The organism is Chryseobacterium oranimense, from assembly GCF_900129755.1.
GTDB lineage: Bacteria > Bacteroidota > Bacteroidia > Flavobacteriales > Weeksellaceae > Chryseobacterium > Chryseobacterium oranimense.
The window spans coordinates 428,412-445,432 of record NZ_FQWT01000003.1 but is presented as its reverse complement, the minus strand read 5'-3'; the positions used below and the strand labels follow the sequence as shown (position 1 = coordinate 445,432).

18 protein-coding genes are annotated in these 17,021 nt (G+C 37.0%); 13 read left to right on the top strand and 5 right to left on the bottom strand.

What is annotated here, in order from left to right; genetic code table 11:
• Window positions 1-2: 2 nt before the first annotated feature.
• Together rsgA and BUB03_RS12670 are read left to right on the top strand one after the other, a co-directional pair.
• Complete coding sequence (gene rsgA, locus BUB03_RS12675) at window positions 3-926, top strand: ribosome small subunit-dependent GTPase A (RefSeq protein WP_073063565.1); 924 nt, start codon at window positions 3-5, stop codon at window positions 924-926.
• Between the two features lie 564 nt (window positions 927-1,490).
• A complete protein-coding gene (locus BUB03_RS12670; protein ID WP_073063562.1) occupies window positions 1,491-1,907 on the top strand; it encodes a nucleoside-diphosphate kinase in 417 nt (138 codons plus the stop codon).
• 73 nt (window positions 1,908-1,980) lie between these two features.
• On the opposite strand, the gene BUB03_RS12665 is transcribed toward BUB03_RS12670, so the two are convergent.
• Window positions 1,981-3,816, bottom strand: coding sequence for an alpha-L-fucosidase (locus tag BUB03_RS12665; RefSeq protein WP_073063560.1), 1,836 nt, complete (start codon window positions 3,814-3,816; stop codon window positions 1,981-1,983).
• Between the two features lie 197 nt (window positions 3,817-4,013).
• Here BUB03_RS12665 and chrA point away from each other — a divergent pair, with 197 nt between their 5' ends.
• Genes chrA through chrI form a run of 3 tightly spaced genes read left to right on the top strand, consistent with a single transcriptional unit; the run spans window position 4,014 to window position 5,855 of the window.
• A complete protein-coding gene (chrA, locus tag BUB03_RS12660) occupies window positions 4,014-4,226 on the top strand; it encodes an MNIO class RiPP chryseobasin precursor ChrA (protein WP_040999002.1) in 213 nt (70 codons plus the stop codon).
• A 3-nt stretch (window positions 4,227-4,229) separates the two neighbouring features.
• The gene (gene chrH, locus BUB03_RS12655; protein ID WP_073063557.1) at window positions 4,230-5,324 is read left to right on the top strand and encodes an MNIO family chryseobactin maturase; all 1,095 of its coding nucleotides are present in this window, start codon (window positions 4,230-4,232) and stop codon (window positions 5,322-5,324) included.
• Window positions 5,325-5,363: 39 nt separating this feature from the next.
• A complete protein-coding gene (chrI, locus tag BUB03_RS12650; protein WP_228417868.1) occupies window positions 5,364-5,855 on the top strand; it encodes a chryseobasin maturation helper ChrI in 492 nt (163 codons plus the stop codon).
• Window positions 5,856-6,196: 341 nt separating this feature from the next.
• Here chrI and rpe read toward each other — a convergent pair whose 3' ends face one another.
• Window positions 6,197-6,847: a ribulose-phosphate 3-epimerase gene (rpe, locus tag BUB03_RS12645; RefSeq protein WP_040999008.1), complete on the bottom strand. Its 651-nt coding sequence runs from the start codon at window positions 6,845-6,847 to the stop codon at window positions 6,197-6,199.
• Window positions 6,848-7,183: 336 nt separating this feature from the next.
• Window positions 7,184-8,257, bottom strand: coding sequence for a chryseobasin maturation metalloprotease ChrP (chrP, locus tag BUB03_RS12635; RefSeq protein WP_040999012.1), 1,074 nt, complete (start codon window positions 8,255-8,257; stop codon window positions 7,184-7,186).
• Window positions 8,258-8,308: 51 nt separating this feature from the next.
• On the opposite strand from chrP, the gene BUB03_RS12630 reads away from it, so the two are divergent.
• Window positions 8,309-9,013, top strand: a complete 705-nt coding sequence (locus BUB03_RS12630; protein ID WP_040999249.1) for a DUF4294 domain-containing protein — start codon at window positions 8,309-8,311, stop codon at window positions 9,011-9,013.
• Window positions 9,014-9,035: 22 nt separating this feature from the next.
• Here BUB03_RS12630 and BUB03_RS12625 read toward each other — a convergent pair whose 3' ends face one another.
• The gene (locus BUB03_RS12625) at window positions 9,036-9,452 is read right to left on the bottom strand and encodes an NUDIX domain-containing protein (protein WP_040999013.1); all 417 of its coding nucleotides are present in this window, start codon (window positions 9,450-9,452) and stop codon (window positions 9,036-9,038) included.
• 194 nt (window positions 9,453-9,646) lie between these two features.
• The gene (mnmD, locus tag BUB03_RS12620; RefSeq protein ID WP_040999014.1) at window positions 9,647-10,321 is read right to left on the bottom strand and encodes a tRNA (5-methylaminomethyl-2-thiouridine)(34)-methyltransferase MnmC2; all 675 of its coding nucleotides are present in this window, start codon (window positions 10,319-10,321) and stop codon (window positions 9,647-9,649) included.
• Window positions 10,322-10,406: 85 nt separating this feature from the next.
• Between mnmD and BUB03_RS12615 the strand changes: the two genes are divergently transcribed.
• From BUB03_RS12615 to BUB03_RS12585, 7 genes are all read left to right on the top strand, one after another.
• The gene (locus BUB03_RS12615) at window positions 10,407-11,480 is read left to right on the top strand and encodes a branched-chain amino acid aminotransferase (RefSeq protein WP_040999015.1); all 1,074 of its coding nucleotides are present in this window, start codon (window positions 10,407-10,409) and stop codon (window positions 11,478-11,480) included.
• Between the two features lie 103 nt (window positions 11,481-11,583).
• Window positions 11,584-12,885 carry a spondin domain-containing protein gene (locus BUB03_RS12610; RefSeq protein WP_073063550.1) on the top strand — a complete coding sequence of 434 codons (1,302 nt, stop codon included), beginning with the start codon at window positions 11,584-11,586 and terminating at the stop codon, window positions 12,883-12,885.
• Between the two features lie 229 nt (window positions 12,886-13,114).
• Window positions 13,115-13,627, top strand: a complete 513-nt coding sequence (locus tag BUB03_RS12605) for an FKBP-type peptidyl-prolyl cis-trans isomerase (RefSeq protein WP_040999019.1) — start codon at window positions 13,115-13,117, stop codon at window positions 13,625-13,627.
• Window positions 13,628-13,708: 81 nt separating this feature from the next.
• Window positions 13,709-14,749 carry a peptidylprolyl isomerase gene (locus tag BUB03_RS12600; protein WP_228417866.1) on the top strand — a complete coding sequence of 347 codons (1,041 nt, stop codon included), beginning with the start codon at window positions 13,709-13,711 and terminating at the stop codon, window positions 14,747-14,749.
• A 130-nt stretch (window positions 14,750-14,879) separates the two neighbouring features.
• Window positions 14,880-15,734, top strand: coding sequence for a three-Cys-motif partner protein TcmP (gene tcmP / locus BUB03_RS12595; protein ID WP_073063544.1), 855 nt, complete (start codon window positions 14,880-14,882; stop codon window positions 15,732-15,734).
• Window positions 15,721-16,446 carry a DUF5131 family protein gene (locus BUB03_RS12590; RefSeq protein WP_073063541.1) on the top strand — a complete coding sequence of 242 codons (726 nt, stop codon included), beginning with the start codon at window positions 15,721-15,723 and terminating at the stop codon, window positions 16,444-16,446. Before tcmP ends, BUB03_RS12590 begins: the two co-directional genes overlap by 14 nt.
• Window positions 16,447-16,460: 14 nt before the next feature.
• Complete coding sequence (locus BUB03_RS12585) at window positions 16,461-17,012, top strand: DUF4760 domain-containing protein (RefSeq protein ID WP_073063540.1); 552 nt, start codon at window positions 16,461-16,463, stop codon at window positions 17,010-17,012.
• Window positions 17,013-17,021: the final 9 nt, after the last annotated feature.

Here is a 17,021-nt window from a genome sequence, read left to right as displayed (position 1 = left end):
TTATGAAAGGAAAAATCATTAAATCTACAGGCAGCTGGTATCAGGTCATGGAATTCGAAACGGATAAAATTTTCGAAGCCAGGATCAGAGGCAAATTCAAACTGATTAAGACAAGGCTTACCAATCCGCTCGCTGTAGGAGATTTTGTAGAATTTCAGTTAGAATCAGACGGTATTGCGTGGATCACCAAAATTGAGCCCCGTACCAACTATCTGATCAGGAAATCTGTCAACCTTTCAAAAGAAGCCCATATTATTGCTTCCAATATAGATCTGGCATGTTTTATCTTCACCCTGAAACATCCTGAAACTTCACTTGGTTTTCTCGATCGTTTTCTGGCATGCTGCGAGGCCTATAATATTACCCCTTTAATCCTGTTCAATAAAATTGACGTTCTGAACGATGAAGAAATAGAGCTGGTAAAAGATATAGAATTCCTATATCAGGAAATAGGTTATGACACTCTGGAAATTTCCTCTTATTCCAAACTGAATTTTGATCAGCTTCAGGAACTTCTTAAAGATAAAACTTCCGTATTCTTCGGACATTCGGGTTGCGGGAAATCTACTTTGGTTAATGCATTGCAGCCGGGATTGAATTTAAAAACTTCTGAAATTTCAGATTCCCATCTGAAGGGAAAACATACGACCACTTTTGCTCAAATGCATTTCTGGGATTTTGGCGGCAATGTTATCGATACACCGGGGGTTCGCGAATTTGCAATGATCGACATTGAAAAAGAAGAAGTACAGCATTATTTCCCTGAAATTTTCAAAAAAAGGGAAGAGTGTAAATTCCACAACTGTCTTCACATCAATGAGCCTAAATGCGCTGTTCTGGATTCCCTTGAAACCGGAGAGATCCAACATTCCCGTTATTCAACGTATGTAAAGCTGATGGAAGAAGCAGAAGAATCCCAGAAATAGATTCCTTAATCTTCAGACAATATTTATATACCTTTTGAAACACTTCGCTCTTGGGAAAACCGATTGCAGATGGGCTGCATTTTTCAGTTTTAAATCTGATCTTTTATAGATACAGAAAAAAATTCCGTCATTCTAAATTTTTTTCTGGATAATGTTCTTCCTGATTTCACAATAAGTCTACTTTTTGTCTTGAAAATTCTGCCAGATATGTCCGAATTTTGGAATTCAGATCTATGAAATAAAAAAATATCAAAAAATTAATATTATTTCATTGATTGAAAATGAAGCAATAATGTGTTAATATGGTTTTAATGGCTTTTTAAAATTATTAAATCCGCAATAAAAGCCTTTGTTTTTTATCAATAAAAAACCCAGCCGAAGCTGGGTAAAAACTAATAACCATGAAAACTCAAATTAAACATGAGAATCGTAATAGAATTAACAATTACTGTGCCAAAGTTTTGGAGTGTTTCTTAATAAAAGTTATTTTTATGTTAAAAAAAAATTAAAATAAAAATCAAAGATATTTTTTGTAATTTTGCGGCATTAAAAAAATATACATTTATGTCTAACATTACATTCACTATGATTAAGCCTGATGCAGTAGCAGATGGACATATCGGGGCTATATTAGGGAAGATCGCAGAAGGAGGTTTTAAGATCAAAGCATTAAAATTAACTCAGCTTACTGTTGCTGATGCCAAAAAATTCTACAAAGTACATGCTGAAAGACCATTTTATGGTGAGTTGGTAGAATTCATGAGTTCAGGTCCTATCGTAGCTGCTGTTTTAGAAAAAGACAATGCAGTAGAAGACTTCAGAACATTGATTGGTTCTACAAATCCTGCAGAAGCTGCAGAAGGTACAATCAGAAAAATGTTTGCAAGAAGCATCGGTGAAAATGCAGTTCACGGTTCAGATTCTGACGAGAACGCTCTTATCGAAGCTCAGTTCCATTTTTCAGGAAGAGAAATTTTCTAAGAAAACCACTCAAAAATATAAAGCCAGAGAATCTTCTCTGGCTTTTTTGTTTTTATGCCTTTTAACCGATAGATTATAAATTGCTTTCAATTGCGGTAACTTTTTCCCGGTACAGTTCCAAAGGCTTGTCCAGCAATAGGGCAATCACTGTCAGGTTTTTGTCGAGCCTGTCCTTCGGAATGTCAATGTATATAATTCCGGGAGTATCACTCCAGTAAAGCTTATTGTATATTTCGTGACTGATGATGGATCCTTCCCCAACAATTCTTACCCTTGCAATATTATTTTTGATCCCCTTCAAAGCTACCGGGCCGGTAGGTGTACCTTCTACAAAAAGGTAAACCGTTTGCCTGTCTTTGGAAAGTGCACTCATTCCGGAATAATGGCCTTCGGGAAGACCTTTACCTGTACCATAAAGTGCTTCGGCATGTTTACTGATCCACTGAAGTGTTTCCGGGTTTGTTTTTTCTGATTCCGGTATTTTCATATCCTCGCCGTCACTGGTAAGACCTGAACCATCCAGGATATTTTTCCCGCTGTGAATAGCATTTGCTATGTCATAAACTGCTGTTTTTGTATGTGTATTCTGGAGAATATCGGTAAGAGGGTGCAGGTCAGGGCTAAAATTCTTAAGAAGAACGGGTGGGTCTTTAAAGGTAAGTTCTACCGTAGTAACATCCTGATCAAATTTAATTTGAGACAGATCAAGAGTCATTGTAGTTTCATTGCTGAAATTAAAGTTTACTCTGGCATTTTCATCACCTACAATCTTTACTGCGGCCGGTTTACTTCCCAGACCATATACTTTTACAAAATCCTTGGCTTCTTCAAGATAAAGAAAAATTGATTTTTTGTTCTCTGAAACAGAAGATTTTCCTTTAAAATTTTCAAAAGGGATGCCATGGGAGGTTTTATAGACTGCTACTTTGTTTTTGGAAGTCCATCTTCCCAGGTTTCTTAAAATCTCAGCCTGTTTTTCAGGAATAGTTCCGTCAGACTTTGGCCCAATGTCAAGAAGAAGATTGCCGCCCATACTGATCACATCCGCCAGTGTTCTTACGATCATATTTGGGGTCTTGTAATGGTTGTCATAAGGCTGGTATCCCCAGGAATCATTCATGGTGTAGCACAGTTCCCAATATTGGCTTTGGGGCTTTACCACAGGAATTCCCTGTTCAGGGGTATCATAATCACCGTGGTTATTGAGTCTTGAATTGATGATAATATCCTGGTTATACTTTTTTAGAATCTCTAAAGCATGGGGAGCCCGCCATTCTGCAGAAGTATGCTCCCAGTCACCATCAAACCATAACAGATCAGGGTGGTATTGCAATGAAAGTTCATTCAGTTGGGTTTGGTAATAAGTAATGAATTGCTTCCAGCGTTCTGGGTTTTCTTTAATTTCATACCGCTTCTTGGTACGGGTGCTGACATCATAATAAGGATGGCTCCAGTCCGGGAGGGAGAAATACAGCCCTGTTTTCAGGCCGGACTTTTTAAGACTGTTAACAAAAGGAGAAAGAACATCCTTTTTGGCAGAAGAATGTTCCGGAATGGTGGTCGCTTTTTCAGCTTTTGAATTCCAAAGAGCGACACCGTCATGGTGTTTGGTAGTGATAACTGCATATTGGGCCCCGGATTTTTTAATCAGCTCAACCCACTCTTCAGGTTTGTATTTTGAAGCAGAGAATCCGTTCAGCTGCTTCATATAATTTTCGTGACTGATATAGTTGTTAAAAAATGACCAGGATTCAGAGATTCCGTCCACAGAGTAGATGCCCCAGTGGATAAAAATGCCTAGTTTGGCATCTTTAAACCATATCATTTTTTTATTTTCAGAAGGTTTTGTCTGGGCGTTAATATGGCATGATACGGCCACCAATCCCAGGAAAAAAGCTTTCATCATCATGTTGGTTATTTTCCTTTAAATTAAAGCTTAAATATAAATAAAGAAGTTCTACTTTCCGGATTATCCCTTTAAATCTTGTATTTTTCGTGAAAATAAAGAGCTAAATCATAAATTTAAAAACGTTCCTGAATAAATTGTTGTATTTTTATCATCATCATAATGGAATACTTATTGTAAGTTTCATTAAAAAATGTATTATGAAAGTTCCAGCATTAGTAATGGCCAGCCTGTTGGCTGTAAGTGTATCAGGGCAGACGACAAAACCTGTTAAAAAAGTGAAAAAGCCGGTTGCCAAAATAAAAAAGGCAGAGTCTCCAAAGACTATAAAAACTGCAGAAACAAGATTTGTACCCAAGAAAGATACCATTCTTAGAGGTGGTGGTGCATGTCCTGCCTGCGGAATGGGATAAGATATGAATAAACCGTTGTTAGGATTGGCTATGATGCCGGAGGCAGATTTTGTTTCCGCCATACTTCCTGCCCTGCAAAATAATTCTGTGGATGTATTGGAATGGTCTTTCGATACCTTTTATGATGTGGAAGAACCGGAATGGCTTTCCGGGCTTCTTGACTTTTATGCAGAAAACGACCGGCTTCTTGGTCATGGCGTTTATTATTCCCTTTTTGATGCCCAATGGACCAGCCGCCAAAAAGACTGGCTTAAAAAATTAAAAGAAGAAACCAAACGCAGAAAATACAATCATATTACCGAGCACTTCGGGTTTATGAATACCGAAAATTTCCATCAAGGCGTTCCGCTGCCTGTTCCATTGCACGCCAAAACTCTTCAGATAGGAAAAGACAGGCTTAAAAGACTTCAGGATACAGTAGAAGTTCCTGTGGGAGTGGAGAATCTTGCTTTTTCGTTTTCTATGGATGATGTAAAAGAGCAGGGTGAATTTTTGGAAAAGCTTGTAGAAGGTATTGACGGGTTTCTTATCCTTGATCTTCACAATATCTACTGCCAGTCGTGTAATTTTGAAATCGATATGCAGGAAATTATACGGATGTACCCTTTGGAAAGGGTCAAGGAAATTCATCTTTCAGGAGGAAGCTGGCAGGAAAGTGCTTACGGAAACAAACCTGTAAGAAGAGATACCCATGATGATAACATTCCTGTAGAAATAATAGATGTTCTTCCGGAGGTTTTCTCTCAATGCCCTAATCTTGAATATATTATTATTGAAAGGCTGGGGCATACACTGGATACTGAGGTGAAAAAACAGCTTTTTTTTGATGATTTTAACAAAGTGAAAGAGATTATTGAAGTTTCAGATTTCCCCGCTGGAATAACAAAAGCATGGAATAAAAGAAAGGGAGAATCTTCAGAGCCGGTGGAAGATCTGCTGCTGTATGAAGAGCAGACAAAACTCACAAAAATCCTGTTCGAAGGCAATACGGTTCAATCTGTTAAAAATGAAGCGTTTCATTATTTCAATCCTGAAAACTGGGATAAGGAAATGATTACTACTGCCCAGCAAATTATCAAAAAATGGAATCCTTATTAGGATTTTCTCACTATACATCACAAATCAAAATATATGAAAATGACAACTGTATTTTTGTTAATTACGGCTGTGCTTACGGCATTAATTGCCGGGCTTTTTTATGCCTATTCGTGTTCTGTAGTTCTGGGATTGGGTAAGCTTTCCGATATGGAATACCTGAAATCGATGCAGAGCATTAACCGGGAAATTCTTAACCCTGTATTTTTTATGAGCTTTATGGGAACCGCAATACTGCTTCCGGTTACTACCTTTCTGTTTCGGGGAGAGCAGCCTGCCTTTCTTTTTCTTCTGCTTGCTTCTGCCGCTTATCTCATAGGAGTTTTCGGAGTAACGGTTGCAGGAAATGTTCCTCTGAATGACATGCTTGATAAGTTTGATATCAATAGTTCGACAGCAGATGCAATCAGTCAGATGCGCGGCAATTTTGAAAACCGGTGGAACCTTTTAAATAATATCAGAACAGTATTTTCGGTAATAAGTATTGTCCTGGTGATCTGTGCGTGCATCTGGAACAAATATTTTCCGGAATAATCTGTCTGAATGCGTAGAAATACTTAATCGGAAATTCAGTATTTATACGGATGCGTCATATAGGATTTTATTTGGAAATTTACATCAGTAATTGCACAATGGAATCTTAAGCATTTAAAGTCTTACGACAAAAAACTAATAACCACATAAGCTCAAATTCCGCAAGAAGAAAGGTAGTCTCCCAAGGGCTGCCTTTTTCTTTATCATCGTTTGAAAACTCACTTTGAAAAGTTTTTTCTGATAAAATTGTTTTTGGTTCTCAACAGACTGACTAAACTGATATATTTTTAAATAGAAAAAGGCAGCCTTTGGCTGCCTTTTTCTATAGATATTTAAAATTTTTAAATCTTAAGCAATTCTATCGTTCTTTCCGGGCTCTCCGCAGAGAAAACTGCATTTCCTGCCACAAGAACATCTGCTCCGGCTTCGAAAAGTTTAGAAGCGTTATCAAGATTAACCCCACCATCGATTTCAATAAGTGCTGTAGAATTATTACTTAAAATAAGGTCCTTGGTTTCAGCAATCTTTTTGTATGTATTTTCGATGAATTTCTGGCCTCCGAATCCTGGATTTACACTCATTAAAAGAACAAGATCCACATCCGCAATAATATCTTCAAGCATCAGCACCGGAGTGGAAGGGTTTAAAACAACACCTGCTTTTGCTCCTTTGCTCTGAATATGGTGAATAGTTCTGTGAAGATGTGTACAAGCCTCATAATGTACAGAAATAAGATCTGCACCGTGATCGATAAATTCATCCACGTATTTTTCAGGCTCTACAATCATCAGATGGACATCAACAAATTTTTTAGCATGCTTCTGTACCGTTTTCATGACTGGAAAACCAAATGAAATGTTGGGTACAAACCTCCCGTCCATCACATCAATGTGGAACCAGTCTGCCTGGGAGTTGTTCAGCATTTCAATGTCTCTTTGCAGATTCCCGAAGTCTGCGGATAATAGGGATGGAGCAATAAGCTTCGTTTTCATTTTTACTTTTTATACTTATACTTAGATTTCAATCCTTTAAAATGGATTAACAACCAAAAAATAATATAGGAAGATACTTCCAAATACAATTGTTTCTATGATTGTTAATTTGATATAATTAAATTTAATAACTAGCAGCCTGTCAATTATAAATAATCCTAAAGGTACAATACTAAAAATCAATAACATTTCAAGAATCATATTATATGCTGAGCCTGTTTTGGGAGGATCAAACATTTTATATACAATTAAAAAAGCTATATAAATAAAAAAAAGAGCTGTTAAAATTGATATAAAAGTGGGCTTTCGGATTAAATGATAAAAGATGTTCTTCATTTAATGATACTTCAGCTTCATTTCCGGCTTGATCTTCAGAAGGGTTTCATAGATCAGCTGGATCACATTACCCACATCTTCCTTAGATACCATTTCTACCGTTGTGTGCATGTAGCGCAAAGGTAAGGAAATTAAAGCACTTGGAACCCCGCCGTTGGAGTGGGCAAAAGCGTCTGTGTCCGTTCCTGTAGCCCTGCTTGCCGCAGCTCTTTGAAACGGAATTTTTTTGTTTTTTGCAGTATCGATGATGAGTTCCCTGATGGTATGGTGGATGCTTGGCGCAAAGAAAACTACCGGTCCGTCACCACATTTCTGGTCGCCCTCTTTTTTCTTTTCGATCATCGGAGTGGTTGTATCGTGGGTAACATCGGTCACAATGGCGATATTGGGTTTAATGGTATCTGCGATCATATCTGCACCATATAGTCCCACTTCTTCCTGCACGGAATTAGTGATGTAGAGCCCGAATGGAATTGTTTTTTTGTTCTCCTTTAAAAGCCTCGCTACTTCTGCGATCATAAAACCGCCGATTCTGTTGTCTAAGGCTCTGCAGACAAAATATCTGTCATTCATTTCAAAGAATTCATCAGGGTAGGTGATCATGCATCCTACATAAATTCCCATTTCTTCAACTTCTTTCTTGGAAATTGCCCCGCAGTCGATGAAGATATTTTCAATTTTCGGAGTCGGTTCATTCTGGTTGGTTCTTGTATGAATGGCTGGCCATCCGAATACTCCTTTTACAATTCCTTTTTCTCCATGAATATGAACTACTTTTGAAGGAGCAATCGTCTGATCCGACCCTCCGTTTCTGATTACATAGATTAATCCGTCATCGGTAATATAGTTTACGTACCATGAGATTTCGTCTGCATGAGCTTCAATCACAACTTTAAATTCAGCATCGGGATTCACTATGCCATAGCATGTTCCATAATGATCTACTTCTATTTTATCTACATACGGCCTGATGTAATCCATCCAGATTTCCTGACCTTTATGTTCGTAACCTGTTGGGGAAGAGGTATTTAAGTATTTTTCTAAAAATTTCAAAGATTTCTTTTCAAATTTCATAAAAAGGAATGATTTTTGCGGGTAATTTTTGTTATTATGAGTGTAAAAATAATGAATTTTAGTAAGATTGTCTGTCTTTTTATCTTCTTTTTTGGAGTCAGTGTTTTTGGTCAGAAGGATTCTATCATTGCAAAACCTCTCAATCAATATCCCGCTGAATCTTTAAAAACAGATGAGTTCGGTAATAGGTACTATTACGATGAACGTCAGAAGATGAAGGTTTATGAAATTAACGGAGAACCCGTAGTCGTACTGGATGAACTGGTTCTGGTGAATAAACCGCGGTTCAATAATCAGCTGGACAAAAACTACTATTATTTCCTTAATAAAAAGCTGAACAGGGTATATCCTTTATTTGTCACTGCACTTCAGCAATACAGAGATATCCAGGCTGATATGACCGACATGGACAGTAAGGCTAAAAGGAAATTTGTAAAAGACAGACAAAGTATGCTTGCCGACCAATATGAAAAACAACTCAGAGATCTTACAACCACAGAAGGCCAGGTTTTTGCCAAACTGATGAACAGAGCAACCGGAAAAAATGTTTATGAAATCATAAAAGAAATGAGAGGCGGGTGGAGCGCATTCTGGTGGAATGTAAAAGGTAAAATGGCAGACATTGACCTGAAAGACCAATATAATCCCCACACGAACAGAACGGATGAGTTTATAGAATCCCTTCTTCAGTCCAACTGGAATTCAGGCTACCTTCAGCCATATCCCGGAGCTTCCGATTTTAAAGTCAGAAAATAATATAAAATTCCTGTAAGCCGGCTTACAGGAATTTTTCTTTTAATTTATCGAACACAATTTTATCTATTGGCAGAGGAAAAGGATTGTCCGGTCTGTCAATGTCAATCCATTCCGTTTTTTCAATGCAGGGATCAAGGATCAGGAAATCTTCTTCATTAGTAATGTTTACTATATAATATATGGTAAGCAGCTGCTCGTTTTCTCTGAAACGCGAAACCAGAAAATCTTCCTGCGTATAAAAATGCTCTACAATTTCTATTTTTACATTCAGCTCTTCGTCGAATTCCCGGTGAAGGCATTCCAAAAGTCCTTCCCCGAATTCCAGGCCACCCCCCGGAAATTTCATTAAAGGTTCCCCGGCATATTCTTCAAACAGGGTCAGTACTTTTTTATCTTTTACTGCACATGCATATACTCGAATGTTGATCTTATCAATCATATAAAATATTTTGTATAGCTAAAATAAGTAAATGTGAGGAAAGGGCAAAGGGAATGATAATTAAATGGTGAAAAGGGATAGAAGCAAAGATGGCTTTACTGTATATGTTTTTATATCTCACGCTCCAGCCTTATTTATCTTCCAGGCTTTTTCACTTCTATCGGCAGTTTCGCGTTTTAACCTTTTTGCTCCAATTACTGCTTCACCGCATTAATCATTTCCCGTTTTCCCGGTGGCCCCTGTTTTTTCTCCACCTTGAAATTCAGTTCCTGGAGAATTCTTCTTACGCTTCCTTTAGAAGAATAGGTTGTTAATAATCCGTTAACGGACATTTTGTCGGAAACCATTTCAAACAGTGGCTTTTCCCATAGGTCCGGCTGTACCCTCGCCCCGAAGCAGTCATAATAAACAAGGTTGATTTTAGGTAAGTCTATGTCTTTCAGGTCAAAGAAGTCACATTCTATTTTTTTTAGATTAAAACCTGTAGTAATTTCCGTCAGTTTTCCCCAGTCCGCCTGATGAATTTTTTGATAAATATTTTTGAATTCCGGGTTATCAAAATGCTCAAAATAGGCAAGATCATTAATTTCGGATTCATTTATCGGGTATTTTTCAAGGGAAAAGTAATTAATGACATGATTTTTGTCAGTTTTTAAATATTCATTAATTGTCACCAAAACATTCAAACCTGTTCCAAAACCGAGTTCTAAAATATTAATTTCGTAATCATTTAACTGATTTAGTCCATTTTTTATAAACACGTGTTCTGCTTCCTGAAGTGCTCCGTGATGAGAATGGTAGTTTTCATTTAAATCATTGATAAACAATGTTTTACTGCCGTCGTTTGTGGTCTTAATTTCTCTTTTCAAGCTATTTTTTTGTCAAATTTACTCTAAAATTTTTATATTTAGAAAATTATGTTAAATTTGTAGAACATCGTAAAAATTTTAAAAAATGATAATTCAAAAAACCGAGAACTCCAGACTTCCGGACTTCGATCCGAACAATTTTTCATTTGGAAATACTTTTATCGACCATATGGTGATATGTGAGTATGAGAATGGAAAGTGGGGTGATGTAAAATTGGTTCCTTACGGCCCAATACCATTTACGCCAGCCATGATGGGTGTAAACTATGGACAAGCTTGTTTTGAAGGTATGAAAGCTTATAAAGACAAAGACGGGCAGGTTTTCCTTTTCAGGCCGGAAAAGAATTTTGAACGTATCAACAAATCAGCGAAACGTCTGGCGATGCCGGAAGTAACTGAAGAAATGTTTCTGGACGGATTAAAGGCATTAGTGGATATCGACAGAAACTGGATCCCGCAGGGAGAGGGAATGTCATTATATATCAGACCATTGATTTTTGCTACAGAGGAAGCTCTGAAGGCAAGAGTTGCCAATAAATACATGTTTGCCATCGTTGCGACACCAGCAAAAAGCTATTATTCAGAACCTGTTTCTGTAAAAATTTCAGACCATTACTCAAGAGCAGCTAACGGAGGGGTAGGTTCTGCTAAAGCAGCGGGTAACTATGCTGCTTCTTTCTATCCTACACAGCTTGCTATTGAAGAAGGATACGAGCAAATTATCTGGACAGATGATGCTACTCACGAATATTTTGAAGAAAGTGGAACAATGAACGTATTTGTAAGAATTAACGATACCATTTATACACCACCTACTTCTGAGAAAATCCTTGACGGGGTAACAAGAGACAGCTTCATCCAGCTTGCTAAAAAGAGAGGAATTGAAGTAAAAATAGAACCTGTAGCAGTAAAAACTGTTATAGAAGCTCAAAAGAACGGAACCCTTAAAGAAGTTTGGGGAGTAGGTACAGCTGTTGTAACTACCGTATTCCAGGCTTTAGGATATCAGGGAGAGAAGCTTGAGCTTCCGAAGCTATCAGATGAGGAAAGCTTTGCAGCAATGCTTAAAAAAGATCTTACAGACCTTCAGAACAACCTAAGCGAAGATCCTTTCGGATGGAGAGTTGTGGTTGAAAAAGACGTTCTGGAAACTGTTTAATTTAACATTATTTGATTCAATAATAGAACCGGCGGAATAAATTTCTGCCGGTTTTTTTATTTTCTCGCTAAATATTGGTAATTTTTCAGAAAATTTAGAATATATGCAATTCGTGAAGTTCAAATTACCTCTTGGTCTGCTTTCTATGCTAAGTGTCCTGGCGGTCTCCTCATGCAGCAGTGATGACGACGGAGAAATGCTGGTCAGTGATACAGCCACCATAACCGTGGAGAATGTAATTGAAGGTAAAGCACTGACACAATACGGAACATTTCAGAACACCGGTTCATCACCTGTTATTAATCCTGGAGAATCGGCTTCTTTTACTTTTTATGCAGGAAAAGGACAAGCGGTGAGTTTTGCAGCAATGTACGGAAACAGCAATGACCTGTTTTTTGCACCGGCCAATCCGGGAATATTGCTTTATCAGAATAACGGCGATCCAGTAACGGGAGATGTATCTTCACAAATCAAACTCTGGGACAACGGAACACGTGTTAATGAAGCTCCGGGATCTACAGTTACTCATCCGGGTACAGCAGAAACCAATGTGAAAAATGTTGCCGAAGTTGCAGGAACCGATGACCAGGGGCATGCTTACCTGCCTGCTTCACAGTTATTAAAAGCAGAAATAACCCATGAGGGAGGAACAAAATTCACGTTGAAATTAACCAATACATCAGGTGGCACCGCCAATGCAACCCCAATCAGTGCCGGAGCCTGGGCTGTTTCCCATATTTCAGGAACAACACTTCTGAAACAGGACCCTATTTTTTCTCCGGGGAAACCTTCAGCCAATGGCTTGACGGATCTTGCTGAAACCGGAAAAACAACACCATTAGAACAATATCTTACCGGCATTACAGGCCCAAATTCAGCTTTTTCACCTGTATTGGTCGTGGTATACAGCGGTAATGATAATCCTATCTTTAAAACAGGTGAAAACGATAGAGGCCAAGGCTTAAAAGAACTTTCCCAGCAAGGTAATGCTGATGTTCTGGCAGCTTTTCTGAAAACAAAGCCCGGTGTAAAACAGGTATTCGTCCTTAAAGATCCGGCAACAAGTATTTTACAGCCCAGAATAAACGGTAACAATGGCGGTAAAGCCTCACAGGTAATATCTGCCCAAAAAGGAGACCGTATTGCTTTGGCAACAATGTATGCACAATCCAATGACTGGTTTATCGCAGCTACCAATAATGGGGTAGATGGTTCTACCAGAGGTGATATTTCTTCCATTATGGGGCTTTTTGACAGCGGAACCCTGGAAAGTTCTTTTCCCGGCGCACACATAGGAACGGGGCCGGCGCAGGCTGAAAGCCAGCCGGTACAGCAGCTTGCCAACCCTAACCAGTTCAATACACTTCCTTCACTTCCGCAAATGATTAAAGTGACCATTCAATAAGAATACATTTAATATAGAAATAAAGATATCACTTCATAACGAGGTGATATTTTTATTTCTGTCTATAGGTTTCTCTGATTTACACAGTAAAAATTAAAGTCTAGAATGTCTGAAATTTATCAGCCGTCGAATCATTCACTTTTAAATTTTTTGATCTTCCATTTTTTCAGTCTTTTTTTTCAACCGATGGAACAATATTTCTCCGAAATGCGTATTTTCGCAAAAGTTTATGAAAAAATTACTCTTCATATCAGCAATAACCCTCTTAAGCTGCAACCGGAAAGCTCCTGTAGCACATCCTCCTGTAGGCGGAGTGCTGAGTCAGAAAGATCTGGATGTTTCCAAGGAAAGGATGAGAAATCTGAATACTTTAGAGCGGGGACAGATTCAGAACTGGATCAGCGGCCAGCCTGTAAAGTATTATCCTACACAGCTTAATTACTGGGTAAGTGTTGAAGGTTTTGATCAGAGAGAAAGAAGAGCGGATAATACCCCGATTTCTTATTCTTATGACCTGTATGATTTTGATGAAACCAAGATCTACGACAAGCCTTTTGAGAGAAGAGATGCCAGATTCGGGCATTTTGATGAACTGAAAGCGGTAGAGAATGCTTTGCGTTTTATGCATGATGGAGAAGAAGTAACGCTTTTGGTCCCTTCATCACTGGCCTACGGAACCTTTGGAGATGAAAAGAATATAGACAACGATATCCCACTAATCATAAAATTAAAAGCGCTATAAATAATGAAATTGTTTAACAAGCATATAATTCTGGCAGCGGCAAGTATTTCGCTGATGAGTTGTACCCCAATCTATAAAAAAATGAACGTAGACAAAGAAACTTACGAAGGTCTTCATGACGGACTTTATGCAAACCTTCAGACTTCTAAAGGAAACCTGATCGTGCAGTTCGAAGACAAAAAAGCACCGGTAACTGTAGCCAATTTTATTGGTCTTGCAGAAGGAAAAATAGATAACAAAGCAAAAGCTAAAGGAGTTCCTTATTATGACGGAACTATTTTCCACAGAGTGATCAAAGATTTCATGATCCAGGGAGGTGATCCTCAGGGAACAGGAATGGGAGATCCGGGATATAAATTCGAGGACGAGAAAAACGACCTTAAGCACACAGGTAAAGGAATCCTTTCTATGGCCAACTCTGGACCTAATACCAACGGTTCTCAGTTCTTCATCACTGAAGTGGCTACTCCGTGGTTAGATGGAAGACACACGATCTTCGGAAAAGTAGTAAAAGGTAACGATGTGATCGACGCGATCGCTAACGTAGAAAAAGGAGCTCAGGACAAACCTAAAACAGATGTTGTTTTAGAGAAAGTATCAGTTTTCAGTAAAGGGGACGAATACAAAAACTACGATCCAGCAAAAACTTTCAACGAAGGAAAAGCTAAAATCGCAGAAAACAACAAAGCTTATATCGCTAAAGAAGAAGCTGAGAGAAAGAAAAAAGAAGAAGAATTCAAAGCTAACCAGGAGAAAATGGTGGAAAACCTTAAAGCTGGAATGCAGAAAACTGAATCCGGATTATATTACAAAATCACTAAAACAGTTGCAGGAGGAAAAGTTCCTAAAGCAGGAGATAATGTATCTGTACACTATGCAGGTAAGTTAATCGACGGAACAGAATTCGATTCTTCATTCAAAAGAAACGAGCCTATCGAAATTCCAATCGGAATGGGAAGAGTGATCAAAGGATGGGATGAAGGTATCCTGTTGCTAAAAGAAGGAGAAACTGCTACATTACTGATCCCGCCTGCAATGGCTTATGGAGAAAGAGGAGCAGGAGGTGTTATCCCGCCAAACGCGTGGTTAGTTTTCGATGTTGAGCTTGTGAAAGTACAATAATTGAATTTAAAATATATTGAAGCCGTCTGTAAAGTACGGCTTTTTTATTTTGAAAAAATACCGGGAAAATACGGATTTCCGTAATCGTATTTTTTTGCATTTTTATAGATTAGTATACTAAAAGTAAAACATGAATGAATTTGGAGGAAATTGGACCGAAAATAAGATTGAAATTTTGGTTGAATATGCTAGGGCATATCTAACCATAATGAAAAAGAAAGCAGAAGAATATAATTGGCAATTACTTTATTTTGATGGCTTTGCAGGTTCTGGAGAAATTAAAGGCGAAGATAAAAATAATATTGTAGGTGCAGCAAAAAGAATTTTGGAAATTGACCACCCAAGAGGCTTTGATTTATACTATTTTGTTGAAAAAGAAAAAGAATTTGCAGAAAATCTTAAGAAAACTTTACATGAAACATTTCCAAATAAAAAGAAATGTATACATGTTGCTAACAACGATTGCAATGAAAAAATAGAGTCAATGAGCAGATTTCTCTCTGAAAAGAAGAAAAGATATAAATCATTAGCTTATATCGATCCTTATGGTATGCAAGTCAATTGGAAATCCTTACAAACATTAAAACAACATTCAGTTGATGTTTGGATTTTAGTTCCTACTGGCATAGGATTAAATCGTTTATTAAAGAAAGATGGAAATATTTCGGAAGCTTGGATAGCTAAATTAGAAATGTTCTTAGGTATGACAAAAGATGAGATATTACCATATTTTTATCAAGAATCTACTATTCATACATTATTTGGAGAAGAAATAAAAATAACTAAAGAGCAAAACGCAGTCGAAAAAGCTGCAAAACTTTATGAAGAAAGATTAAAAAATCTTTTTAAATTCGTATCGAAGCCCTATATTTTAAAAAATAAAAATAATTCTATAATGTTTCACTTTTTTATGGCATCTGATACAAGGGTTGCTATAAATATTGCAAATTCTATAACAAAAAAATTCAACAATGGCACAATCTAATATAGAATGGACTGAGATGACATGGAATCCAACTACAGGTTGCGATAAAATTTCTGCGGGATGTAAATTCTGTTATGCAGAAATAATGTCTAAAAGATTACAAGCCATGGGATTAGAAAAGTATAAGGATAATTTTGAAGTAAGAATTCATGAAGATGCTTTAGATGCTCCTTACACTTGGAAAAACTCTAAGGTTGTCTTCGTTAATTCAATGAGTGATTTATTTCATAAAGATATACCACTAGACTTTATTAAAAAAGTTTTTAAAGTTATGAATAACAATCCTCAACATGTTTTTCAAGTTTTGACTAAAAGAGCTGAAAGACTTTTAGAATTACACGCTGAACTTAAGTGGACACATAACATTTGGATGGGAGTTTCAGTCGAAAATGAAAAAGTTAAAGATAGAATTGATTTCCTCAGGAGTACAAATGCTAAAGTAAAATTTTTATCTCTTGAGCCTTTAATAGGACCATTGCCGAATTTAAATTTAGAAAATATAGATTGGGTTATTCTAGGAGGTGAAAGTGGTCATAAGCCAAGACCTATGAATGCAGATTGGGTTATAGATATTCAAGAGCAATGTAAAAAAAGTGATGTTGCATTTTTCTTTAAACAATGGGGTGGAAAAAATAAAAAAGCAGCGGGGAGATTATTAAATGGTAGGACTTATGACGAAATGCCTGAAATAGAATTGCAAAGAAGTGTATAAATAATATTAAACGTATGGATTCAAAAGATTGGTTACAAATTATTGACTTAGGTTTTAAATTAATAACATTGATTGTAGTAATTATTAGTGCTCGCATTGCTTATAATACTTTAAAAAAAAGCCATGAATGGAATAGACGAAAATCAACACAAGAAGTATTGAGAGATTTAGTATTAGGAGATTATCCAAAATATTCAAAAGTACTTCTTGATAATGGTATTAAGGTGTTTTTAAAAACTGAAACTTACAGTAATTCACTAGACGCTATTGCAGACGATAAAAAAGAAGAAATTATTAATGCAACTAAAAGCATATTTAATTTGTTTGAGTTTATTGCAATAAATATTAAAAATAATTCGATTGATGAAGACATTTGCTATGACTATTTAGGTTGGATGTATACTGCATATTATAATTGGGGGATCGAATATATTAAAACTGAAAGACTAAAGGCAAATGATGATTTTAGGGTTTTGGGTAATTTTGAAGAAAGAGCTAAAATATGGTGTAGTAGATTAGAAAAGGAAAGAAAACCTAACATGATTGAGGGAAAACCCAAGCTTTAGTGATGGTTT